This window comes from Spirosoma sp. 48-14 (assembly GCF_001898575.1).
GTDB lineage: Bacteria > Bacteroidota > Bacteroidia > Cytophagales > Spirosomataceae > Spirosoma.
Genome location: NZ_MKUD01000042.1, coordinates 16134 through 39560, shown reverse-complemented (window position 1 = coordinate 39560; position 23427 = coordinate 16134). Strand labels below are relative to the sequence as shown.

Here is a 23427-nt window from a genome sequence, read left to right as displayed (position 1 = left end):
CGACTTATAACGTAATTGACTCCTCTTTCTCGTCGTAGAACAGATAATTCAGCAGATCACAGTAGGGTTTGATGATGCGGCATCCCTTTACAATTTCGTCGACAAAATTCGGTTTCAGTACTTCTTTATCGGTATAGCGATGCATAAAGAACAGCTCTTTCCGGCGCAATAGATCAATTTCGGGGTGATCGGCCGGATAGCCTTTCGGCATTACTTTTAGCGTTTCACCATGCGCTTCGGGAAAGTACGCTTTGAATTCGTCGGCTTCGATGATGTCTTTCAATTCCTGAGCATTGTAGTCTACTTCCTGCCGAAATTTAGCCAGATTAGCCGGGGTTGGCTGCCACATGCCAGCGCCCAGAAACGACTGGTTATCAGGCTGGATATGCACATAATAATCGATACGACCCGAATGTCGTCCGCCCGGCCCAATAGCAAACGCCAGATTCGATTTATAAGGAGCTTTGTCCTTTGAAAAACGGATGTCGCGGTTGATTCGAAATATACAATCTTTGGCCGATGTATTGGCCAGTGGTTCAAATGGGCTCAGCTCTGCCAGAACCCGTTCGGTAACGCCCACCAGCTCTGCTTTAGCCGCATCATACCGACTACGATTTGCCTGAAACCAGTCCCGATTGTTGTTTTGAACGAGTTCACGCATGAACTCCAATGTAGCCGCTGTAAACGTAGATTTTGAAGCCGATTGTTTTGCCATAACTCCTCAAAGGTACAATAGAACACTGATTTTTGTGATAGTTATAGCAGATTATGTTTTAAGTAAAACACATCGATACGTTTTGATTTATCATTCGTATTCACGGTCCATACTGTCTGTTTTTCGTATTGATAGGATTCTGCATGTATTTAAGAGGATACTATTGGAATTTTTGTAAGATAGCAGCAAAATTTGTTACAAATCTTAGTGTACCCCAATGAATCGTATCGACTGTACAACGGCTGCTGCCGACGTTATCGACCAATTAAGGGCCCAGCATGGCCCACTGATGTTTCACCAGAGCGGTGGCTGCTGCGATGGGTCCTCGCCTATGTGCTATCCGGCTGGCGATTTTATTATCGGTTCGTCGGACGTTTGGCTCGGCCAGGTTCATGGGTGTGATTTCTGGATGTCGCAGGATCAATTCGAATACTGGCAGCATACACACCTGACCATCGATGTAACCCCTGGCCGTGGTGCCAGTTTCTCGCTGGAAATTCCACTTGGTATTCGGTTCATGATTCGGTCACGACTGTTCGAACCTAATGAGATGGCTCACCTCACACCAGTGCATGTCGGCCCTTTTGAAGAAGTACGTTAACGTTTATTCACTATAAACGATCGGCTTCCAGCCACAAAGTAAAATTAGATTAAACCATCAAAAAATATAATTAATAGACTGGCAATCAACTTGCTTTAACGGGATTCTATCTGTAGATTCGATTGAGATTCACTAACCGCTTACAGATATGAACCTACTAACGCGCATCGAGCACTGGGGCGACACGCATCACCCCGCCTGGACCGACGCCCTACGGATTATGCTGGGCATTATCCTGATTCTGAAAGGAATCAGTTTTATTAGTGACACTGCGTATCTGAACCAACTGGTCGGAGGAGTCCATTTTGGGCTTTTTCCGGTTATGGCCGTTCATTATGTTGCCTTTGCGCATCTGATGGGTGGCTTCCTGATCATGCTTGGGTGTTTGACCCGTCTGATGTGCATCCTTCAACTGCCCATTCTGGTTGCGGCAGTTTTCTTCGTAAATATCCGTCAGGGCTTTTCGCCCCTGAATTCGGAACTGTGGTTATCGCTTATTGTACTGGGCCTTTTACTGGCATTTACGGTTCTGGGCTCCGGGCGTTTTTCGATGGACGAGTACGTCAAACAACATGCCCATTGAACCGGGATTTAACGGATTTATGGATTAGCGGGATTTTGTTTTCGCTTCTTTGAAGCGTTTTGGCAAAATCAGATTTATCCATAAATCCGTTAAATCCTGGTTCAGAAAATATACCGGATCTGGCACCAGGGGATTTCTTCCTGAATGAGACGCTCAAAAATCTCGATCATTTTACGCTTTAACTGATGCTGGTATCGAATATTCCAGCCACCAAACTGGCTTACCTTACTCTCCTGTAATTCAGGCACCCACAGTAGTTCTTCAGCTTTGGGATTGATAGCCAGATTAGCCTGATGCTGCCACTGGTTATGGGTTAGAAAAATCACCTCGCATTTAAGCTGTTGGCGAACTTCCGGGCGTAGGGCAGCATCTAACTGACGGAATAAATCGCGGTAATCGTTTCGCCAGGCCTTTCGGTCACCGTCGGGTCCGGTATAGACAATAACCGGCGAAAAATTGACGTGTACTTCATAACCAGCGTCATAAAAATCATTGATAGCCGCCAGTCGTTTCTCTATACTATCAGTACGTACGTCGACCAGTTTACTCACGTGAGCCGGCATTAAACTAAACCGTATCCTCACTTTTCGCTCAGGATTGAAATTGAGCATATCCCGATTCACATACTTCGTCGCAAACGTCGCCTTGGCGCGTGGATGCGTCCGATAAAAATCAAATACCTGCCGAATGCCATCGGTTAAATCGTAGTCGACCGAGATATCCGAATTACAGCCAATGTCGTAGGTATACAACTGGTCATCGGTCTGATTAGGCACTTTAGGCCAGGGCAACGTATTAATGTGCTCATTGACCGTGGCGATGTTTTCCTCAACATTGGTGAAAAGCGTAATCGGATTCACCGTTTTATGACGATCTACATAGCAATAGGTACAACCGCCAAAACAGCCGTTTGCCAAACTCGGAGCGATGTAATCAGCACTTCGGCCGCTCCATTTAATGTCCTGGGTTTTCAGCCGACCCAAGACCAGCACATTCGATTTAACCTTAAAATGATTCAGTCCCAGATCAGGTAACCGATTATGCTGCTTTACTTCCAGTGCCTCAGCTTCGGAAAATTTTGCCAGCACAGCTTTGCCCCGACTGTTAAGGGCATCGGCGGTGTATAAGATTAACGACGGATTGAAATCGGGCATGAAGATACGTTGAGAGTATATACACTAAACGCTTTGAGAAGTTGCTAAGTTCACTACCGAACGAACCACAACTACCTAATTTTCAGAATATTATCACAATAATTTTCTTCAAAAACAGACTTCCCGGCTTCCCGCCTGTGCTAAACTATATGGAACTACTAACCTGTATAAGATCTCCCACTCTGCGTTGTCCCCATGCCGGATTAGTAGATCGAAGTTGGGTGGTGGCCGTTTGGATAATCCATTGCCTATGCTCCTCCTGATACGAGATATTGGTTATAGGCTCCACAATGGACGGTAATTCATCGTTGAGGCATTGTTCATCCTGCTCTACCTGACCCTGTACGACCCGAATGACCCGATTGGCCAATACCCGTGTATCCTGGGAATGATGACTAACCAGCAGCGTTGTGGTTTTCCATAGCTGATGAAGCGCTAACAGGACCTGCCGGAGTGTCTCACTAGCCTGCGAATCGAGAGCGGCAAATGGTTCGTCGAGCAAAAGTACCTGTGGTCGCCGAACCAGGGCGCGGGCCAGTGCAACCCGCTGCCGTTGCCCGCCCGACAACTGAGCTGGCTTCTGATTCATAAACGCACGGAGCCCGGTTATATCGATCAATTGATTCACAAAGTCCTGATCTCCTTTTGGGGCGGCAAACTGAATGGCCTCCTGCACGGTCATGTTTGGAAAGAGTGCCGTATCCTGAAATACATAGCCAATGGACCGTTTTTGTGGGGGCAGGTTAATTCGCTGCTGCGTATCCAGCCAAACCCGATCATCAACGGCAATTCGTCCGCTATGAGGCATCTCTAAACCAGCAAGCAGTCGAAGTAAGGTAGTTTTGCCAGCGCCCGAAGGCCCGGTTAACACTGTTAGACTGCCTGATTCTAAGGCGATTCGCATTTTCAACTCGCCAGGTCCTTCCGTAAACAAACGCGGCATCGTCAGGTCGATTTCGATCATACAGTTACCCGTTTATTTACGAAATAGACCAGTAATAAAATAGCAAACGATAGCGCTAACAACAGCGCAGCATACGCATGGGCCGTTTGGAAATGCAGTAATTCGACCTCATCATAAATGGCTATCGACGCAACGCGCGTTTGACCCGGTAGATTGCCGCCAATCATCAGCACCAGCCCAAACTCCCCTATCGTATGAGCAAAGGTCAGAACGATTCCTGTCAGTAAGGCGGGTTTACAATTAGGTAATAGCACTCGCCACAACGTCCGGCTCGGTGACTGACCCAGTGTGTAGGCCGCTTCGCGCCAGGATACAGGCAGGTTTTCGAGCCCAGCCTGAACTGGGTGCACCATAAACGGCAAACTATAAAGCAACGAGGCTACGACCAGCCCTTCGAACGAAAAAACAAGTTGTAGGTTCAGGTGATGCAGTAACCAGGCACCGAAACCACTCGCCGGGCTAAAGGTAAGCAATAAATAAAAACCAACGACAGAGGGTGGCAACACCAATGGCAGGCTAATGATGGCTTCTACTACAGGCTTAAGCCGAAACTGGCTTAAGGCCAGCCAACTGGCCAGCGGCACGCCTATCAACAACAGCAATACGGTCGTGATGCTGGCAAGGCGTAACGTCAGCCATATAGGTTCCCAATCGATGGGCATAGGAGAACGGAAGAAAATGCCGTAATGAACAAGAATTTTTCTACTACGGCTTCAATTGATAACCAAATTTCTGCAAAATACGCTGGGCATCCGGGCTACGCAAAAAAGCCATAAATTGTTCGGCAGCTTTCGGCTGTGTTGTTCGTTTCAGCACGACTACCCCCTGAGCGATGGGTGCATACCCCCTTTGTGGTACATCGACCCAGTGACCCCGCTTGGCAAGGGTTGGGTCAAGCACGACCGATTTGGCCGTAAACCCAACTTCAGCCGCTCCCGACAGGATGTATTGATTTACCTGCGAAATACTTTCCCCGTAAACGATTTTGGCCTGTACAGTAGCCAGCAGCTTTTTCGCTTTCAGAAAGCCAATAGCGGCTTCACCATAGGGCGCTGTAGCCGGATTCGCGATGGCTATATGGCGCACCGAAGGATCAGATAATACGTTCAGGTTGGTGGACACCGGCAGTTCGCCCATAGTCCAGAGCACCAGTGACCCATATGCATACACAACCGGAGCCGCTGTGGTCAAGCCTGCTTTGTGAAGCGTTTGCGGATAGTCCATATCGGCCGACAGAAACACATCGTACGGTGCCCCCTGCTGAATCTGGGTGGTCAGTTTGCCCGATGAGTTAACAATCGTTTCAACCGTAACGCTTGTTTTTTTCTGAAAAGCGGTCTTCAGCTCCTCCATAACAAACTGAGCATTAGCCGCCACGGCTACCCGAAGTGGCTGAGCCCGAAGAAAAAGCGGGCACAGCAAAAGAAATAATACGAGTTTTTTCATTCAAGTTAGTTCGCAACCTTCACCTCAAGCATGTTCACCTGCCGAACCCAGCGGGCCATTTTTTTCTCGCCGGGCACAACGAGTCGATACGGGCCGACGTCCTTACTTAAGGGCTCCCCATCGACACGATCGACCAATAGAATAGACCGACTAGCAAATTCCGGGTCGAGTTCGGGCAGGGCAAATACGGCTTCGTAGTCATCGGCCGCTTTGACGATCACATATTTTCGCAGGTTTTTCCCTCGTAGTTGCCCACCCATGGTAACGCCTGCCTGCTTAAGCAGTTCCGACACAGGCACTCCCGAATACTGGTGTTCCTTTTCGTCGTGGTCTTTAGCCGTTACGGTTGTATGCGGCATCTCCTGCAAATCAGTTGCCTGCCAGGCTAAGGGCTTCGTGACTTCGCCAGAGATCGTCAGAACGGTTTGGGCCTGACTACTGAGGCATACGATAACCAGTACTCCGGCAGCCATCATCTTGCCTATGCCATTTCGTAAACGTAGCGGATTCATTCGGCTTGTCTATTAATCGTTATATCCATACAAACATAACGATTGTTTTGGTTCGATTCGGGCCGATGTGTCAATTTTGGCATTTAACTTAGCCAAACAAAGTTACCTTCTGTTTCTGAGCGCAGGTGTCGGACCAATGAAGCAGTTATGTATTTCGGATCATGAGTCAACAAAGTCGTTATTACTGGCAAATCCAATTTGCCTACCTGGCAGGTAGCTGTCTATGTTTAGCCCTGCTGCTCTGGCTTCCGAAAAATCAGGAATGGCTTATGTCGACCGTGGAGCGATTTTATAACCAACGGCAGCGGCTGGCCAGTCAAACCAGTCTTTCGGCACGCCTACTGGAAGGGTATGGGGATGCCTACACGTTTACGTCACTAATCCAGCAGCGCTGCGGACCGGACGATTACTTTCTAATTCCCCCCCAGCAATACCTAATCCGTAATGCCTGGCAACAGGGGAAGGAAACGGGGTACGTCTGGCTCTATCCAAGTGTGCTGTATTATCACCTGGGCAAATCGGTTCATTTGATTGATATGACAACCCCGGACTCGCTACTTCAGCGAGCAACCCATACCTTTTGGGCCTACGACAATAAGCTTTTTCTACTGACCTTCAAGCCCCACAATCGACCACTGGTTCTCAGTGAGTTTCGCAAATACGATCCCCATTTCTTCGCCTACACACCCGATCAGGCTCGTCGTTATCATCGTTCCAAACCATGAGTTTTTCCATTTTTTTCGTACTCATCACACAGTTTCTCATTGGTTTCGGACTGATAACTCGCTTACGCCCAGTTGCCAACGGGTATAGTTTACTGGGGCTGTCCATGCTTATGGGTTTAGGGATTAGTTCGGGGTTACCGTTTTTGCTGGAATTTACCCACCTGCCCATTGCCCGAGCACCCCTATTTATCGGGCTGGCTCTACTAGCCTGTCTATCGCTTATAGGGCTACGGCATCGTGGAGCCTATCTGCGGAGCCTGTTCCCCCGATCACACCTGACGGTTCGCTTAGGTGAGTTACCATTTCTGGCGTTCTGGGGGTACCTCCTGTTCATTAGTGCCTGGAAATGTGCCTGGTATCCTAACCTTCCGTTCGATACGATCGTAGGCCCCGATCTGGTAGCTACGTTTGCCGTTAAAGAGCACACCCTCGTATCGTCCGTGTTTACCAGTCACCTGCCGTCGGTATCGGTGTTCAGCAACCAGCCTTTTTACGCACCATTCACCGCGATGCAACAAGTTCTGTACCTATTGGCAGCGGATGGCGTTGGCCCATATGCGTTCGGGAAAATCTGGCTTACCATACTGGTCATTTCATTTGGGCTATTTATGTATGCCGAGTTGCGAACACAGATCCATCCCTTGCTGGCGGGTTTACTCATCACCCTGCTCGCCTGTAGCCCCGAATTATTTGCCTATACTTTTCTCGTGCAGACCGACTGGGCCAATGCAGCTTTCTTTGTGGCAGGGGTTGTGCTTTTACAAACGTATCTGAACGATCAACAACGAGGGGCTTTTACCGCTGGTATGCTTTTCCTGGCGCTGTCCTGCTGGACACGTACCGAAACGATTCTCTTTATCCCGATCGGCTCTCTACTGATCGTTGCCCAAACAGTAGCTGCCCGTAGAATACTGGCGATTCAAGACGCAGCGCTCCTGCTGCTGGTATGCTCAATTCCGGTATTATTCTGGAACTACGGCTTTTTACGAGGCTATGTTCCATTACCTCCCCACACCCACTTAGGTAGCATTCATGCAGCACCAACTTCCTATGTTGGAAACCTGCTAACCATCTTTCAGGGTATGACCGAGCAAGTTGTCTTTCACGATACCTACTGGAACTATGCCGTTTATGTCTTTTTCGCCATCACATTACTAAATCTGGTCTTCTTTCGGGATACACGAGGGCTTTCTACTTTGTTCTGGATTTTCGGCATGTATATGCTTTTCGGTCTGCTTATCCTGCATGTCGACGGTGCCAATATTCCCTATACATTCCGGCGTGGATTCTTCAAGCTCCTATTGCTGATGTACGTTTATCCAGGATCAAGCTCATTATTCCTATGGTTATCGGGTTGGTTGTCTCATTGGGAAGGACAATCCGTAAAACCAGCCCATTAATTACCTATAGAATCCCTGCTCTTGGGTAATGTTTACTGGTTTGTTGTCCGAAAACGGGTAGAGAACGTCTAAAACCGGTTTACTATACACTGTCTGGCTCCTCACGTATGACTTCACTCAATCGGTACGGCACATCCGTTTTTATTCTTTTTATCTTTTTTCTCGGTGTTGATTCGGCGTTTCCTCAATCGCGGAATACGAATCGTAACCCTAAGTCGATTCGCCTGTTTTTGATCGGGAATAGTTTTTCGCAGAACGCATCGAGATACCTGCCTGAACTGGCCAAAGAAGGTGGCCATACGCTTGTGATCGGTCGGGCGGAACTCGGTGGAGCGCCATTACAACGGCATTGGGAACATGCGGAGGCTGCTGATCGAAATCCTGACGATCCGAATGGCAAACCGTATGGCGGCAAATCGCTGAAAATGCTGTTGTCGGACGGAACCTGGGATGTGGTCACGATTCAGCAGGCTTCAATTCTCTCAGGCGATGTAAGCACCTATCAACCCTACGCCCGAAAGTTGTACGACTACGTTAAACAGCTACAGCCCAACGCAACGGTTGTTTTTCATCAAACCTGGGCCTACCGATCCGATTCGAAGGATTTTAGCCGCATTGCCAAAGGGGATTCAGCGAATAATGCCCGGCAAATGTGGGAAAAATCAAGGGCGGCCTATCACACCGTTGCCGATGAACTGGGGGTACCCATTATTCCAAATGGCGATGCATTCTGGCATATCAGTTCCAGCAAGAAATGGGGGTATCATCCCGATGCCGCGTTTAACGCTTCTTTGGCTCAGCCGTCCGCTCTCCCCGACCAAACACGCTCATTACATGTGGGCTTTAGCTGGAACAACGGCAAGCTGGGGTTTGATTCACACCATGCCAATGCGGCTGGCTGTTACCTCGGCGGACTGGTCTGGTATGGCTTTCTGTTTGGGGAATCCCCCGTGGACCTAACCTTCACTCCTGCCGAAGTCGACAAAGATTTTGCCCGCCAACTTCGAAAAACGGCCTGGTCAACCGTGAAGAAAGAAGGTCGGAAATACAGGAATCCTTTGGTCCACTAAACTGCTTCGGATTACTTCATCGCCCTGACAATCAGCCGCACAAGCTGGATTAACACGACGGGAGCAATACCAGACGCCAGAATCAAGCTAAATTCGGTGGTGGTCATGGGCTGAATATTGAGTATGTCGTGCAACACCGGAACGAAATAGGTGAATGCCAGAATGGCCAGACAAACTATCAGGGCGTACCAGATATAGCGGTTTCGTGTGATCTCGTTGACGAAAAACGATCGCTCAGAATGCAGGTTGAACACATGCATGAGTTGCGCAAACGATAAGGCATAAAACGTCAGGTTGTTGCCTTCATCCGGGTTCAACCCTAACAGCCGGGTTCCGATCCCATACGTTCCGAGCACCGCAGCCGTCATCGCCAAGGCATACAGAACCAAAGTCCGCCAGTCGCGGGTGTCCATAATGGGTGTTTTCGGATCACGGGGAGGCCGCTCCATCAGGCTGGCATTTTCGCGACCAACGCCCAGGGCCAACGCCGGAAAAACGTCAGTTACGATGTTGATAAACAGAATTTGTAACGGTAATAAGGGCGTTCCCACATTCAGGAAACCGGCAAACGTAACCACGAAAATCTCGCTCAGGTTACACGACAGCAGAAACAGCACGAATTTGCGGATATTCTCAAAAATAACCCGTCCCTGTGCGATAGCGGCCACAATTGACGAAAAGGAATCATCTTTTAGTACCATGTCGGCGGTTTCAGCGGCTACCTGTGTACCCCGCAACCCCATCGCAATGCCAATGTCGGATTTCTTGAGGGCAGGGGCATCGTTCACACCATCGCCCGTCATGCCTACAATATGGCCCTTTTGCTGGTACAACTCGATCATGTCGAGTTTCTGCGCCGGACTGACACGGGCAAACACCCGGCAGTTGAGCAGTTTTTCGGTTTCGTCGGCCGTAAGCTGATCAATTGGTTTAAGGTCTTTTCCGGTCAGAACGATTTCTTCGCCAGGTTCGATCAATTTCACTTTCGAGGCAATGGCGAGGGCTGTGGCGGGATGGTCGCCGGTGACCATGATCACCTTGATGCCCGCTCGTCGACACGATTCAAGCGAAGGTGTCACCTCCGTTCGGGGCGGGTCCAGAAAGCCGATCAGCCCCAGATACGCCAGATCATTATCCGCAAAATCATCGCCGGGTACAGTCGTTTTATCCGTCTCGCGATACGCAAAAGCGAGCGTACGTAACCCATCGGCCGCCATCTTTTCCGAAAGCTCGTACTGCTTTTTCCGAGTGTTTTCGTCAATAGATGTAGAACGATTCAGAATCTCTTCAGCGGCCCCCTTCACAGCTATCACGTATCGACTTTCGTGCTCATGCAGCGTACCCATGATGCGGGTATCGGAACTGAACGCTTTTTCGGCCCTGCGTGGATAATCCCGGTTGATTTCATCAGGATTCTGGCCAGCCGCCATCGCAAATTTCAGTAGAGACACTTCTACCGGATCGCCTACTTCCCTGGCTTTTCCATCCACAACATCGTAGTCGGCATTGTTGCAGAGCACACTGATCAGAACCAGCTTCTGAAACACGTCCGACTCCACAATTTCATGGTTGCCAGTTATAATCTGAAGCGTTTGGGCTCCGGCATCCGCCTGTACTTCAGCCGATAGATCAGGTAGTTGTATGGTGTTGACCTCAATGCGATTCTGGGTAAGCGTGCCGGTTTTATCCGTAAATATCACGTTAGTCCCACCCAATGTTTCGACCGCCGATAACCGTTTGACGATGACTTTCTTGGTAGCCAGCCGCAGCATCCCATAGGCCAAGGCAATGGTGGCTACCACCGACATGCCTTCTGGAATAGCAGCAATCGCCAAAGCCAGTGCCGTTTCGATCAGCCGGAGCGGCTCTTCTCCCCGAATCAGACCGACAGTCAAAAACAGCGTAGCCAGCCCAACTGTTACCCAGATCAGTACGTTGGCCAGTGCGTCCAGCTTTTCTTCGAGCGGTGTTGCCGACCGTTTAGCTTCTTCGACCATCGTGGCAATTTTCCCTAACTCGGTTTGCTGGCCAATTCCCGTTACGATGGCCCGCCCATTTCCGGCCGTTACCGCTGTCCCTTTGAACAGCCGATTGAGCTGGTCGCCCAATGGTGCGTCTTCGGCGGGTATCGCCGTCTGTTTTTCGACGGGTAGCGACTCCCCCGTCAGTGCCGATTCATCGACCTGCAACTGATTGACCTGAAACAGATTCGCATCGGCGGCCACCAGATCTCCCGCTTCAACCACCAGTATATCGCCAGGGGTTACGTCTTCGGAGGCAATTTCGCGCACGCGCCCATCGCGCAGTACCCGAGCGGGTGTGCTATCCAGCTTTCGGAGCGCGTCCATTGACTGCCGGGCGTTCCATTCCAGTACAAAACCTGTCACGGCATTGATCAATAGTACGGCCAGTATCGCAACGCCCTCGACGGTATCGCCCAGAAAAAAGGAGATCCCAGCCGCCACCACCAGTATATAGACAATCACACCTGTAAACTGGCGCAGCAGGATCGTCAATGCACTTTCACGTTTAGTTTCCTGCAGGGCATTGGATCCAAATTCCTCCAGTCGGGCGTGGGCTTCTTCGGCCGAAAGCCCTTTTCTGGAGTCAGTGGCTAAGTCCTGAAAAAGTTGCTCTACATCAACCAGATAAGGCCGATCGGGAATGGTAAGATTTGGCATAACTGAGCATTTGGAACAGAGCAGCAAAGTACCATTTTAATCCCGTTTTAATAACACCGCACTTTTCTTTCCCCGATTCGTTATGCGCTACCCAAAGAAAACACTATTGACCGAAGAAGCGTAGGTACATTACCGATCTACCGACTATTTGTAGTTGATCAAAGATTTCTTTAGCTTATTTTTAAGCGTAAAGTCAACGACTATTCACGAAAAAGACGTTCTGCCATGCCAGCCGGTATCCCGATTGAAGTAGACAGCGCCGTTACGACCATTATTGTTCAACGCCCTTACAAACATCAGGTGGAGGCTTATGAACATTGGCTACAAGAGATTGTACCCCTGGCTCAGTCAGCGCCAGGCCATCGGGGGGTGAATATCATCCGGCCACACGGCACGAGTGATGAGTACACCATTGTTCTGCACTTTTCATCGGAAACGAATTTGCGTAACTGGCTGGACAGTGATACCCGCCGACGACTGATTGAGCAGGTACGACCCCTACTGAACACGGACGAAACGATCGATATTAAAACGGGGCTGGAATTCTGGTTCACGCCACCTAAGCCCAGCAGCAAAACGGCTCCCTCTTACAAGCAATTTCTGATTACCCTATCGGCCATTTACCCGCTTTCGATGCTTGTTCCGTGGCTTCTTTCGCCCGTTTTTGCCGCAGTTCCTTTTTTGTCAATATTAGCTTTCAGAGCCTTGCTAACCAGCGCCGTCATTGTTGGGTTGATGACGTTCGTGATTATGCCTCGCTACGTCCGACTGGTGGCAAAATGGCTTTTTCGATAAACCGGCTGGTTACGGAAACTCAATCAGGAACTCGGTCCAGCCATCGGGTTTGGTCTGGAGGGAGAATTGGACGTGGTGATTCAGGAGAATTTCACGGGTTACGGTCAGGCCGATTCCCTGCCCATCGGGTTTAGTGCTGTAAAACGGATTGAACAAATTAGCTACTGCCGATTCAGGAATCGGTTGGCCGTTATCGCGAATTATCAACGCATTAGCCGCCCCAAACACGTCAACCTGATCGCCTGACTTACAAGCTTCCAAGGCATTTTTAATAATATTCACCAATACCTGTTCAAGCTGTTCAACATCCACAGATTGGGCGTTGGCCCCCTCTGATTTATAGGTCAGGCTGACCTGTTTTCCTTCGGCCTGCTGTTGCATCAGCCGCACAACATTTCGGGCAATGTCATTGACATCGGCAGACTGGCGCTGGGGTTGCGGAAGTCGAACCACATCGGCAAACCGACGCATAAAGTGATTCAGGCGGTCGTTTCGTTCAACGGCCACACGCAAGGCATGTTGTACATCCGGCTCATCGACATACGATTGAGTAACCCCCAGGATGGAATTGACCGCACCAATGGAGTTGTTCACTTCATGCGCCATCATCCGAATCACCTTGCTGTAGGCGCTTTTTTCAGTCGCCAGAATCTCCGGCGTTAACTCTTCGATAATCAGGAATGACCGCCGGAAGCCCCGATCCATAAAATTCGACCGTTGTACTTTATAGGTTTCGATTCCGTTAGGTTTCATTACGCGTGAGTCACCATCGGTCATGTCGGCCATTTGGGCCAGCAGCGAAAACCCGATCTGATCCAGTGGTTTGCCTACCACGTCGTCGGGCTGTACCGACAGCAGTTGACAGGCTCGCGGATTAATGGACGCAATCTGCCCGTCGAAATCGAAAATCAGGATGGCAATCGGAGCCGCTTCGATCAGTTTTTCCAGAAAAAACTGCTGCTCAATCTGTCGGGTGCGTTCCTGGCGTAGCTGGTCGATCATCAGGTTATACACGGTTATGAGTTCATCCACTTCCCGATTTCCGGTCGGTACGAACTTGACCGTAAAGTCCTTGTCCCGAATGGCTTCTATTCCTGACGCGATAAATTCGGACGGCTGTTGAAACTGGCGGTAAATGCTGACGGCCATATAAATGGACAGCAATAGTCCCAGTTCGCTGGCAATAAACCAGGGCTTGTTCTGCTGTAAAAGCAGATACAGCAGCCCAGCTATCGCCACATGAACAGCAATAATATACAGCAGGTAACGGGTTCGAAAGCTAATGTGCATGGTGCAGGGGGCGTGGGGCGAGGTGCAGGGGGCGTGGTACAAGGTGACTAAGTCCCGCTCCACGCTCCGTGCACCTCGCCCCACGCTAATCTTCAGCGTACGGAATACCAAATTTCTCTAATCGGCGGTAGAGTGCAAAACGGGTGATGCCCAATGCGCGCGCTACTTTCGCTACCCGGTTCTGGTGAAAAGCCATTGCCCGCTGAATCATCTGGTATTCCATTTCTTCCAGGGTCATCGTGCCAACATCGGGCAGGGAATGGGGTGCCAGGTGCGGGGTACTGGTCATTTGGGGAAGGTTGCGCTCGAAATCGTCGGTTTGTAACTCATCGTTGGGTGAGAGCAGAACGGTGCGCTCCACCACATTTTTAAGCTGACGAATATTGCCCGGCAATGGCAGATTTTTGAGCCACTTCTGGGCAGTAGCGCTTACCCGTAAATCGGGTCGGTTGTAAATGGTTTTAAGGTTACTGACAAAGTAGTTAACCAGCAACGGAATGTCGCCGGGGCGCTCTCGCAGGGCAGGCAAACGAACGGTAATCAGGTTAATACGGTAAAACAAATCTTCGCGAAACTGGCCTTTACTGACCATCTCTTCCAGATTCCGGTTGGTGGCGCAGATAACCCGTACATCGACCGTTCGGGATTTACTACTCCCCAGCGGCTCAAACGTCCGGTCCTGTAATACCCGCAGCAATTTCACCTGACTAGCCGGATCGAGATCGCCAATTTCGTCCAGAAAAATCGACCCTTTATTGGCCAGTTCAAACCGACCGACGCGATCCGTTTTTGCATCGGTAAATGCACCCCGTACATGCCCAAAGAGTTCACTCTCAAAAAGCGTCGATGAAATACCGCCCAGGTTGACTTTTACAAATGCCTGCCGCTTCCGTCGGCTATTCTGGTGAATAGCTTCGGCAATCAGTTCTTTACCTGTTCCACTTTCTCCCGTAATCAAAACGGGCGCATCGGTTGGCGCCACCCGTCCGATAGTAGTCAGAATGTCCAGCAGGTTAGGATCTTCCCCAACGATATTCTCAAACTGAAACTGTTGGTCGAGTTTACGTCGGTTGGGTGAAGCTGGAGCCGCCTGGGCCAGATTCAATGCCGTCCGCACCGATTGTACAAGGTGGTCGTTTTGCCAGGGCTTCGTTATAAAGTCTTTAGCCCCTGCCTTCATGCCTTCTACAGCCAGATCGATACTCCCCCAGCCCGTTATCAGGATCACCGGCACATTAGGCAACCGCTCCCGAATCCGGCGCAGCAACCGCAGTCCGTCATCGCCCGATGTATCGACGGAGAAATTCATGTCCAGCAGAATGGCTTCGGGGGTTTCCTGATCCAGGACCTCAAACGTCTCGAACGGCCCATCGGCCAGCCTAACTGGAAAGCCTTCTTTCCGAAATAGGAGCGAAAGAGACGTTTGAATAGCAATATCGTCGTCGATGATGAGAAGCATGATGGTAAAAATCTGTAGAGACGACATACCTGGCGTCTCCCGACCGTATGGCGTTTGCAGCCGTTTTTTAAAGATTTAAGGGAGACGACCCCGTTGCTGACGCAAAGGAGACGCAAGGTATTGCGTCTCTACTCTTCATGCAAGGCCACGGCGGGTTGAATCAGGGCTGCCTGACGGCTGGGGAATAAGGCGCAGAGTGTAACGATTCCGTAAATAACGGCGATGGCGATCAGGATAGCCGTAATATATACCCCAGCCTGCAAATCGAACACGTTGAGAATTGGAAACTGAGCCGCAAAGAGCAAACCGATGAGCATAGCAAGGGTAGCCAATACCCAGATTTCACCGATGAACTGCGATGCAATCCCACTGCCCGTAGCCCCAATGGCTCGGCGTAAGCCAATTTCGCCCCGTCGTTTGGCGATGCTCAGGTTCAGGACACCGAATAATCCCAATGATACATTGATCAGCAAAAACCCGGATATAATGGACGCAATGATAACAGGCACCAGCACCAGGTTATGTTGATTCTTTCGGGAATCGGTCTGATAGTCGACCTCTACGCTCCAGCCTTTCACCATCGTGGCAATATCCTTTACCACTTTCGCTTCGAATACGGCATCCGTTCCCGGCTTCACCCTGATCAGCATAGTGTTGTTCCAGGAGTCCTTTGCGTTTACTAATTCAAAGTAGGCGGGTTTATTCGACATAAATTCACCTTTGGCTTTGAAATTATCAACGACCCCCACCACCTTAAGCCGTTCGCCAACCACTTTACCCAGCGCGTTTTCGTCGCCAAAAAGCCCTTCTTTCGCCTTCTGGTTGATTACGATGGGCCAATATTTACCCACGCTATCTGTATGCCGATACCACTTACCCGCTACAACGGGCATTTCGAGTGTTTTGGCAAAATTTTCATCAGTCACATAATGATCAGCCAATACATGACGCTTGTTGTATTCGATGCCATTATTCATCTGATTAGCCGAAAACGGGAAATTACTGCTCATCCGCGAAACCGATTCCACTTCCGGGTAAGTGTTTAATCGCTGGACAATTCGCTGGACTTTATCCGCCAGTTCGGTCGTGTCCTGATTCGTATTCAGGCCGATTGCCCAAACCCGTTCGTACGAGAAACCCAGCGGTTCGCGGTAATTGCCGACGTTCACGACGATCAGCGTGGCCAGACCAAATAACACCATAAACGAAGCCCAGATTTCGACAATCAGCAGCATGTGGGTCTTCTTCTTATTCCAGATGAGTTTAAAGAGATGTTGTAGCATCATGATAAAGGGTGAAAGAGTGAATGAGCGAAAGAGCGGATGGGTGAAAAATAATGGATAGCGAACAGTTCGCTCTTTCACTCATTCACTCTTTCGCTCTTTAAGATTTCAGTGCTTCGGCAATGGTAAGTTTCGACATGCGCAGGGCGGGGAGTACGCCCGACAGGAAACCGAAAATCAGACAAACCAGGATACTGATTAGAAAGACGCTCAGGTTAATGGTCAGATCGGCGTAGGCGATCCAGCCACTGCTGTTGATGAAATAGATCACGATGCTCGTCAGCAAGAGGGCAATCGCCCCGCCTATGAACGTGATGAAAATATTCTCGATGATAAACTGCCAGACCAGTGTGCGAACGGGCGCCCCGAAGGCTTTACGAACGCCAATTTCCGACCCACGTTCCATAATCCGGCTCACGTTGACGTTCACTAAGTTGATCGCGGGTAATCCCAGCAGCATGAACAGGATAAATCCGATGACACCAAACAGAATCGCCTTGAGACCGGGGCCACCATCTATAATCTGACCGATGAAATTCTCTGCGTAAGGCTCCGATTTTACTTCCAGGGTAGTGTATTTGTACCCATTTTCGACACCCGGCAACGGAATCTGGCTAATGCGGCTTTGAAACTCCTCGTTTATAGCCGGTAGGTCCGATTTGTCTCTGGCGAGCAGAATACTCATGAATCCACCCCGCATCCCGTCTCGCTGGTAGTTGCTTTTAGGCGCCGTGTATGGAAAATAAACGTCGGCGCAGGTTACCGGCCGGGTAACGGGACTGCCTTTCACAACGCCAATTACCTTATAGTGGATGTTTTCGATATCAACGTCTTTGCCAATAACGGATTCAGTTGCGTCAGAAAAATACTGTTTCCTGAAATCGTCCGTAATGACCACTACGTAATCGCCATTGGCAATATTCTGTTCGTTGTAAGGCTTACCCTCCAGAAACTTAAAATCCATCACCTGCCAGAAATCGGCGTCGGTAAATTTGGTTTTCAGCTTAATTTTCTGCGAACCCACGTAGGCATTGGAACTATTGAAGGCGGAAAAAATGGTTACCCGTTCGGGCGTTTTCAGCGTTTTAGCGTAATTCGTCAGAAACTTAAAACTCATTGGCCCGGAGCTTCTGCCCGTGTGGGCCGAGTCGCGCTGAACCATCAGCATCAGGTAAAGCGAGCGGTCACGCTTCATTTCAGGGTAATGCGTTCCTACCAGGTGATCCAGAAAGGACGTCAGCACCATTAGCACCGTCAGGGTCAGACTAATGCCGAAGAGCGTAATGAAGGTATAAAACGGATGCCGCAGCAAAACCTTCCAGGCGATTTTTATATAATTTGTTAGCATGATTAAAGAGCGAAAGAGTGAATGAGTGAAAGAGCGGAGGGCAGAGTGAGGAGGAAAATTGTGAACCGTTACTTGGCGCTCTTTCACTCATTCACTCTTTCGCTCTTTACAGTACTTGCGTCCCATCAAATAACCTTACCAGGCGGTGGGTGCGTTTGGCCATTTGTTCGTCGTGCGTCACCATCACAATGGTAGCCCCGTCGTTGTTGAGCTGCTGGAGAATATTCATGATTTCGTTGCCCATTGCACTATCGAGGTTACCCGTGGGCTCATCGGCCAAGATGATGTCAGGATTACCAACGATGGCACGGGCAATGGCCACACGCTGTTTCTGCCCACCCGACAATTGCTTGGGAAAATGCTTCATCCGGTTGCTTAAGCCCACTTTCATCAGGGCATCTTTCGCGTATTCCTGACGCGGGCGCCCGTTGGCCGAACGATACAGGAGCGGGATCTCGACGTTATCGAGTACCGACAGATCGTTGATCAGGTGGAAGCTCTGAAAAATGAAGCCAATCTTCTGATTCCGTAGTTGTGCCAGTTCTTTGTCGCGGTACTGCGTAACGGCCTGTCCATCAATCTCGACAGTTCCTTTCGAGGGTTCATCCAGCAGGCCCATCACGTTCAGGAGCGTACTTTTACCACAACCCGACGGCCCCATGATGGAGACAAACTCGCCTTTCCGGATATTCAGGTTGATGTTGTTTAGTGCCAGCGTCTCGATGGTGCTGGTGCGGTACACTTTTTCGATGTTTTGGAGGTGTATCATGGTTTTTGGGGGAGGAAGGAGGAGAAAAGAAAGGGAGGAAAGGATTACAGGATTCAGCGTTCATCCCTTCCCCTTTCTTCTCTCCTCCTTCATTTAATTTTCTGGTTTGTTTCAAAATCGTATAAGGTCAATAAACGCAGGGTAAAATGCGCCTGCCAGAAATCGCGCAGAGCGAGGATGGCATCCCGACGGGCGCGGTCTTTTTCCTGCGTGGCAATACTTAAATCGGTCACACTCAAATCACTGAGCCGAAAGCGATCCTGCGCGATCTGATAGCGATTCTGCCCGATCTGGTCGGCCTGCGCCGTGAGCGTTACCTGCTGGCGAAGCATCTGAAGGAGCGTCACCTGCGTAAAAATTTCCTGTTCAAACGTCAGCTTATCCTGCTCCACCGTCTGCTGGGTCAGCTCACGATTCGCTTTTGCGGTTTCGACTGTTGCCTGCGCGCGGCCCCAGGTCATAATGGGTAGGGTAAACTGCAACGAAATGTATTCGCGGTTCTGCGGTTTCACATAAATATCCCCCAGATTTGGCCCCTGATTCGACAACCCGTACCCTGCTGTTAACAAGGCATTCAGGCCGTTATTTTTGCGGGCCTTGTCTAGGTCGCGGTCGGCTTCCAGCTGCCGTCGGCGGAAAGCGATGGCGGCCGAACGGTTGGCCGTGGCTTCATCGAGCGCCCGCTTCACATCGACATTCAGTACGGGCAGTTGACCTGGAATAACCAGTTCGAACGGGCGATCATCACGCGCTCCAATAAACGTTTTGAGTTTTAGCGACGCTACTGCCGCCGTCTGCTGAGCCGAAGCCAGATCTTTTTCGGCACTGAGCACACTCATTTTCAACTGCAACAGGTCGTTCTGTGAAATCCGGCCCAGGTCCAATTTGTGCAGCGCAATTCGGTACAGGGTATCGTTGTTGGCCCGGTTCGTTTCAGCAATTTGCAGATTCACCTGGGCCACCAGCAGATCAAAATACAGGGTCGTAGCCGATAACGAAACCTGCTCCAGATTTTCAATAAGCTGCTGATTCCCTTCAGCATACAGCAATGGCTGAATCCGACGATCCCAACGCATGACATTGAATTGAAAAAGTGGCTGGGTCAGCCCAATACCAAACGGGACACCGTTATAGAGGGTATTGTTCTGGATAAAATTATCGAACCGCTGAATCTGTTTCTGGATAAAAATGGTCCCGCCTGTGGGAGCAATCGTCTGGCTAAGCGATAAATTCAGCGTCGAGTTGTTGTATGAAACGGGTTCAAATCGAATGTTTCCATCGGGCTGCACTACCTGAACATACGATCGGGTGAAATTCGGCAAGGTTCCGTCCAGGCTAAGCTGGGGTTTGAACTGGGCCAGAAACGAGCGGTACGACCAGACATTGGTACGCTGCTGGGTAGCGGCCCGTTTCGATGCCACTGACTGCCCGTGCGCCAGTTGCAATACCTCGCTGAGCGTCATCACCTGTGCCTGTCCGAAGGATTGCCCCGCCATCGCCAGTAAGCCGAAAAGAAAGATGTAGAGACGGTTCATGGGGCTAACGTTTCGGGGTAATCGTAATGTCTTCCAGATGCTCGTACTCGCTCAGGTCCGTCAGAATGATCTGTTCTCCCGGCTGAAGTCCCTGCTTAATCTCCACGAAATTGAAGTTGGAGAGGCCGATGGTCACTTCCCGTCGATGAGCCACCTTCTCCCCTTTCGGCAATACATAGACAAACTGTTTCCGCTTTCCCTTAAACGCGGGTCCATTCGCCACCCGAACGGCATTGGCGGTACGGTTGGTTACTATAAACACATCGGCCTTCATGTTGGGCCGCAACGAGGTATGACGGTTATCGTCCAACTGAATCACAAACTGAACTATGCCGTTCTTGACAGCGGGTTTTACCTGTGTGATCTGCCCCCGAAGCGATGTCTCGTTTACTTTCACAATAACGGGCAGCCCCACTTTCACCTGATCGGCGTACACATCTGAGCAGGACCCTTCGACCCGAAAGCTGGCCAGATCGGCCAGTTTCGCCAGCATTTCTCCTTCGTTGACAGCCGAACCAATATTTTCGTTGACCCAGGTCAGCACCCCCGGCCGATCGGCAACGATGTCGGCCTGCTTTAGTTTATGCTGTAACTCTTTGACATTTTTTTCTTCGATCTGCGCCTGTAAGGTTGTTTCGCGCAGGCTCGCCCCCATCGACTGCCGGTTGTAATTCAGATCATTCTCCAGTTGCTTCTTTTCCAGTTCAGCCACGCGCAGGGCATTTTCGGAGCGGGTGACATCTTCGGCCGTGTTCCCGCCTACTTTCTGCAAACGGCGGATGCCTTCGAGTTCGGCTCTTAGTTTGCTGATATTGAGTTGCTTGATCTGGTCATTTACTTCGGCATCGTACAGGCTTTTCGTAAGCTTCATCCGTAACTGGTCGATACCGTTTCGTTTGAGTTCGAGTTGATCCTTTATTTTCTCCAGTTCAATTTCCGTCAGCGATTTATCAAGATCGAGGATGGGCTGGCCGGGTTTTACGGATGTTCCGGGTGTGAGCAGTACCCGCCGGATGCTGGCCCGGATGGGGCTGGTAATCACCTGTTCGAAAGCCGGAATCACTTCCCCCGTTGCATCGAGCGTATTCTCAACGGGTCCGATCTCGGCCGTCGCTAACCGTATTTTCTCTGCTTCGACGGAGGTTTTCAGTGCATCGCGCGCCCAGGTCAGGGCTACGGCCAGCCCCACCACCACTACCACGCCCACCAGCAGGTTTTTGTTGCGACTTCGGGTCACTACTTCCGGGGCTAGTTCTCTGTCCATTTTCTGTGTTGTCATCTACAGATAACCAGCCAAACAACATGCCAACCCGTAACACCCTGATTAATAGAATTTTCACTATATTAGTCGCAAAAAAAATGTGCGATTTCGCACAAATATGTGTGGTTACGCACAGGTTAACGAGAAGAATTAGAAAACTTTATTTGTCAAAATAAATAATGAAAAAGAAGGTATTCTGTCGGGAATCTTTCATGCCAATTAGCAGGCGCAACACAATAAAAAGCGATTAACCGGATTAATTTCCTTGCCTATCAAGCACTTAGACGGCACAAGGAGGATTCGTTGTGTAAAGCAGATTAGCGCGAATCATTGTGCAATTATTCTATACTTTTCAATAGATAAGCCATCTTGAGTAACCTATACCATACAACAATATTATTATATTATTTACTTTTAAAACACAAAAAAATCAATAAAATACTGCAAAACTTTCGTATATTTAGGAGTTAGCAGTTATAATAAATGAAACATTACAGACCATATAAAGAACCCAGTAGAACGACTTGGTTTCGCCAAAGAGACAGCACAATTATTGTTTCTGGGAAGGTGAACTCATTCAATGTTGCTGACTTCTGCGGAGCAGTATCGGTATTAAAAAACACGGGCAACAGTGACCTAACAATTGACTTTTCAACTGTTATAAATGCATATCCAAATGGGATGCTGCCAATAATTACAACAGTCAATAAGCTAAGAAAAGAAGGTTACAACGTGAACATAGTCTTACCTAATGACGACCATACACGCAGACTATTTAGAGCAGTTAATTGGGCATTCTTTTTATCCCCTGAACAATATGAGCAATCAGAATCCACTCACGACAGACATCTAGTTACGACACTTTTTAGAGACGCAATAGAACAAAAAAACTCAGTTGACAACCTAATGGATGTTGTTATTCGTAATATGGAGTTGCCAAGAGATATAATTTCAGGATTAGAATGGTCCATAAATGAGTTGACGGATAACGTATTAAATCATTCATTGTCTGACATTGGTGGTTTCGTTCAAGCAACAACATACCCACAACATAGAACAATTGCTTTTGCAGTTGTTGATGGTGGACAAGGAATACTATCATCACTTAAAGAAGGTATTCCTACTTTGAGAACAGATGCACAGGCAATTGGTGAAGCAATAAAAGCCGGAGTAACAAGAAACCCAAAATTCGGACAAGGAAACGGTCTTGCAGGCTCATTAAGAGTAACTACTATGACAGGCGGTTCATTTGAAATCACAAGTGGTTTTGGACGTTTGCTAACTACTGAAAGCGAAACAATGAAAAGTCCAAGAACAGAATTTCAAAATTTTCAAGGGACAATAATTGCTGGTCAATTAAAAATAAAAAAGGAGTTCTCTGTTTCGAAGGCATTAGTTTTTAGGAATGGTAAGGAGTATAAGCCTGTTGACATGATAGAGATTATCTATGAGATGGATGACCGAAATGCGTTAATGTTAAAAATGAAAGAAGAAACCACAGGATTCGGCACACGACATTCAGGTGAGCAGATTAGAACTAAAATAGTAAACTTAATGAATGCAGAGCCTACATATCCTCTTATAATTGATTGGGAAGGTGTTCCTGTAATATCAAGCAGTTTTGCGGACGAAGTAATAGGGAAATTATTCTTACGGTTAGGTGCAATGACTTTTTCATCAAAACTTAGAAACATTAATATGGAACCATTAATAACTGCACTACTTGACAAAGCAGTTTCACAACGATTGACACAAGCGAATAACGATAAATAGAATTACTGCTGCCAACACGGGTTTTGCGTCAGGCGGGATGACGTGCAAACTTGGAGCTTTGTG

21 protein-coding genes are annotated in these 23427 nt (G+C 49.1%); 7 read left to right on the top strand and 14 right to left on the bottom strand.

The genetic code is table 11. The features are described from left to right. Window positions 1-4: 4 nt before the first annotated feature. Window positions 5-715 (bottom strand): DUF2461 domain-containing protein, encoded by a 711-nt coding sequence (locus BGO59_RS21135; protein WP_293686482.1) that lies wholly within the window; start codon window positions 713-715, stop codon window positions 5-7. A gap of 217 nt (window positions 716-932) precedes the next feature. Here BGO59_RS21135 and BGO59_RS21130 point away from each other — a divergent pair, with 217 nt between their 5' ends. Together BGO59_RS21130 and BGO59_RS21125 are read left to right on the top strand one after the other, a co-directional pair. Beyond that, a complete protein-coding gene (locus BGO59_RS21130; protein WP_293686480.1) occupies window positions 933-1316 on the top strand; it encodes a DUF779 domain-containing protein in 384 nt (127 codons plus the stop codon). A gap of 148 nt (window positions 1317-1464) precedes the next feature. Next, window positions 1465-1899 (top strand): DoxX family protein, encoded by a 435-nt coding sequence (locus BGO59_RS21125; RefSeq protein ID WP_293686478.1) that lies wholly within the window; start codon window positions 1465-1467, stop codon window positions 1897-1899. A gap of 101 nt (window positions 1900-2000) precedes the next feature. Here BGO59_RS21125 and BGO59_RS21120 read toward each other — a convergent pair whose 3' ends face one another. From BGO59_RS21120 to BGO59_RS21100, 5 genes are all read right to left on the bottom strand, one after another. After that, window positions 2001-3053: a spore photoproduct lyase family protein gene (locus tag BGO59_RS21120; protein WP_293686476.1), complete on the bottom strand. Its 1053-nt coding sequence runs from the start codon at window positions 3051-3053 to the stop codon at window positions 2001-2003. Between the two features lie 145 nt (window positions 3054-3198). Further along, window positions 3199-4017, bottom strand: coding sequence for a sulfate/molybdate ABC transporter ATP-binding protein (locus BGO59_RS21115; protein ID WP_293686475.1), 819 nt, complete (start codon window positions 4015-4017; stop codon window positions 3199-3201). Further along, on the bottom strand, window positions 4014-4679 hold the full coding sequence (gene modB, locus BGO59_RS21110; RefSeq protein ID WP_293686474.1) for a molybdate ABC transporter permease subunit: 666 nt from the start codon (window positions 4677-4679) through the stop codon (window positions 4014-4016). The genes BGO59_RS21115 and modB overlap by 4 nt, the downstream gene beginning before the upstream one ends. Window positions 4680-4722: 43 nt before the next feature. After that, window positions 4723-5463, bottom strand: coding sequence for a molybdate ABC transporter substrate-binding protein (gene modA, locus BGO59_RS21105; RefSeq protein WP_293686472.1), 741 nt, complete (start codon window positions 5461-5463; stop codon window positions 4723-4725). Window positions 5464-5468: 5 nt separating this feature from the next. Beyond that, window positions 5469-5975, bottom strand: coding sequence for a molybdopterin-dependent oxidoreductase (locus tag BGO59_RS21100; RefSeq protein ID WP_293686470.1), 507 nt, complete (start codon window positions 5973-5975; stop codon window positions 5469-5471). 161 nt (window positions 5976-6136) lie between these two features. Between BGO59_RS21100 and BGO59_RS21095 the strand changes: the two genes are divergently transcribed. The 3 genes from BGO59_RS21095 (at window position 6137) to BGO59_RS21085 (ending at window position 9170) form a co-directional block, all read left to right on the top strand. Continuing rightward, window positions 6137-6700 carry a hypothetical protein gene (locus BGO59_RS21095; RefSeq protein WP_293686468.1) on the top strand — a complete coding sequence of 188 codons (564 nt, stop codon included), beginning with the start codon at window positions 6137-6139 and terminating at the stop codon, window positions 6698-6700. Then, window positions 6697-8100 carry a hypothetical protein gene (locus BGO59_RS21090; protein ID WP_293686466.1) on the top strand — a complete coding sequence of 468 codons (1404 nt, stop codon included), beginning with the start codon at window positions 6697-6699 and terminating at the stop codon, window positions 8098-8100. The genes BGO59_RS21095 and BGO59_RS21090 overlap by 4 nt, the downstream gene beginning before the upstream one ends. 107 nt (window positions 8101-8207) lie before the next feature. Then, a complete protein-coding gene (locus BGO59_RS21085) occupies window positions 8208-9170 on the top strand; it encodes a DUF4886 domain-containing protein (RefSeq protein ID WP_293686464.1) in 963 nt (320 codons plus the stop codon). A gap of 11 nt (window positions 9171-9181) precedes the next feature. On the opposite strand, the gene BGO59_RS21080 is transcribed toward BGO59_RS21085, so the two are convergent. After that, entirely contained in the window at window positions 9182-11851 is a 2670-nt protein-coding gene (locus BGO59_RS21080; RefSeq protein WP_293686462.1) for a cation-transporting P-type ATPase, read from the bottom strand. 225 nt (window positions 11852-12076) lie between these two features. Between BGO59_RS21080 and BGO59_RS21075 the strand changes: the two genes are divergently transcribed. Beyond that, window positions 12077-12646: an antibiotic biosynthesis monooxygenase gene (locus tag BGO59_RS21075; RefSeq protein WP_293686460.1), complete on the top strand. Its 570-nt coding sequence runs from the start codon at window positions 12077-12079 to the stop codon at window positions 12644-12646. Between the two features lie 9 nt (window positions 12647-12655). Here the strand turns inward: BGO59_RS21075 and BGO59_RS21070 are convergent, their stop codons facing one another. From BGO59_RS21070 to BGO59_RS21040, 7 genes are all read right to left on the bottom strand, one after another. Continuing rightward, window positions 12656-13936, bottom strand: a complete 1281-nt coding sequence (locus BGO59_RS21070) for an ATP-binding protein (protein ID WP_293686458.1) — start codon at window positions 13934-13936, stop codon at window positions 12656-12658. 85 nt (window positions 13937-14021) lie between these two features. Further along, window positions 14022-15395, bottom strand: a complete 1374-nt coding sequence (locus BGO59_RS21065; protein ID WP_293686456.1) for a sigma-54 dependent transcriptional regulator — start codon at window positions 15393-15395, stop codon at window positions 14022-14024. Between the two features lie 128 nt (window positions 15396-15523). Next, window positions 15524-16678, bottom strand: coding sequence for an ABC transporter permease (locus BGO59_RS21060; RefSeq protein ID WP_293686576.1), 1155 nt, complete (start codon window positions 16676-16678; stop codon window positions 15524-15526). A gap of 100 nt (window positions 16679-16778) precedes the next feature. Continuing rightward, window positions 16779-18026, bottom strand: a complete 1248-nt coding sequence (locus tag BGO59_RS21055) for an ABC transporter permease (RefSeq protein WP_293686454.1) — start codon at window positions 18024-18026, stop codon at window positions 16779-16781. 106 nt (window positions 18027-18132) lie between these two features. Continuing rightward, window positions 18133-18795: an ABC transporter ATP-binding protein gene (locus BGO59_RS21050; protein ID WP_293686452.1), complete on the bottom strand. Its 663-nt coding sequence runs from the start codon at window positions 18793-18795 to the stop codon at window positions 18133-18135. Between the two features lie 89 nt (window positions 18796-18884). Next, on the bottom strand, window positions 18885-20330 hold the full coding sequence (locus BGO59_RS21045) for a TolC family protein (RefSeq protein ID WP_293686450.1): 1446 nt from the start codon (window positions 20328-20330) through the stop codon (window positions 18885-18887). A 4-nt stretch (window positions 20331-20334) separates the two neighbouring features. Then, on the bottom strand, window positions 20335-21594 hold the full coding sequence (locus tag BGO59_RS21040) for an HlyD family efflux transporter periplasmic adaptor subunit (RefSeq protein ID WP_293686448.1): 1260 nt from the start codon (window positions 21592-21594) through the stop codon (window positions 20335-20337). A gap of 480 nt (window positions 21595-22074) precedes the next feature. Between BGO59_RS21040 and BGO59_RS21035 the strand changes: the two genes are divergently transcribed. Further along, a complete protein-coding gene (locus BGO59_RS21035) occupies window positions 22075-23364 on the top strand; it encodes an STAS-like domain-containing protein (RefSeq protein ID WP_293686446.1) in 1290 nt (429 codons plus the stop codon). Window positions 23365-23427 lie beyond the last annotated feature (63 nt).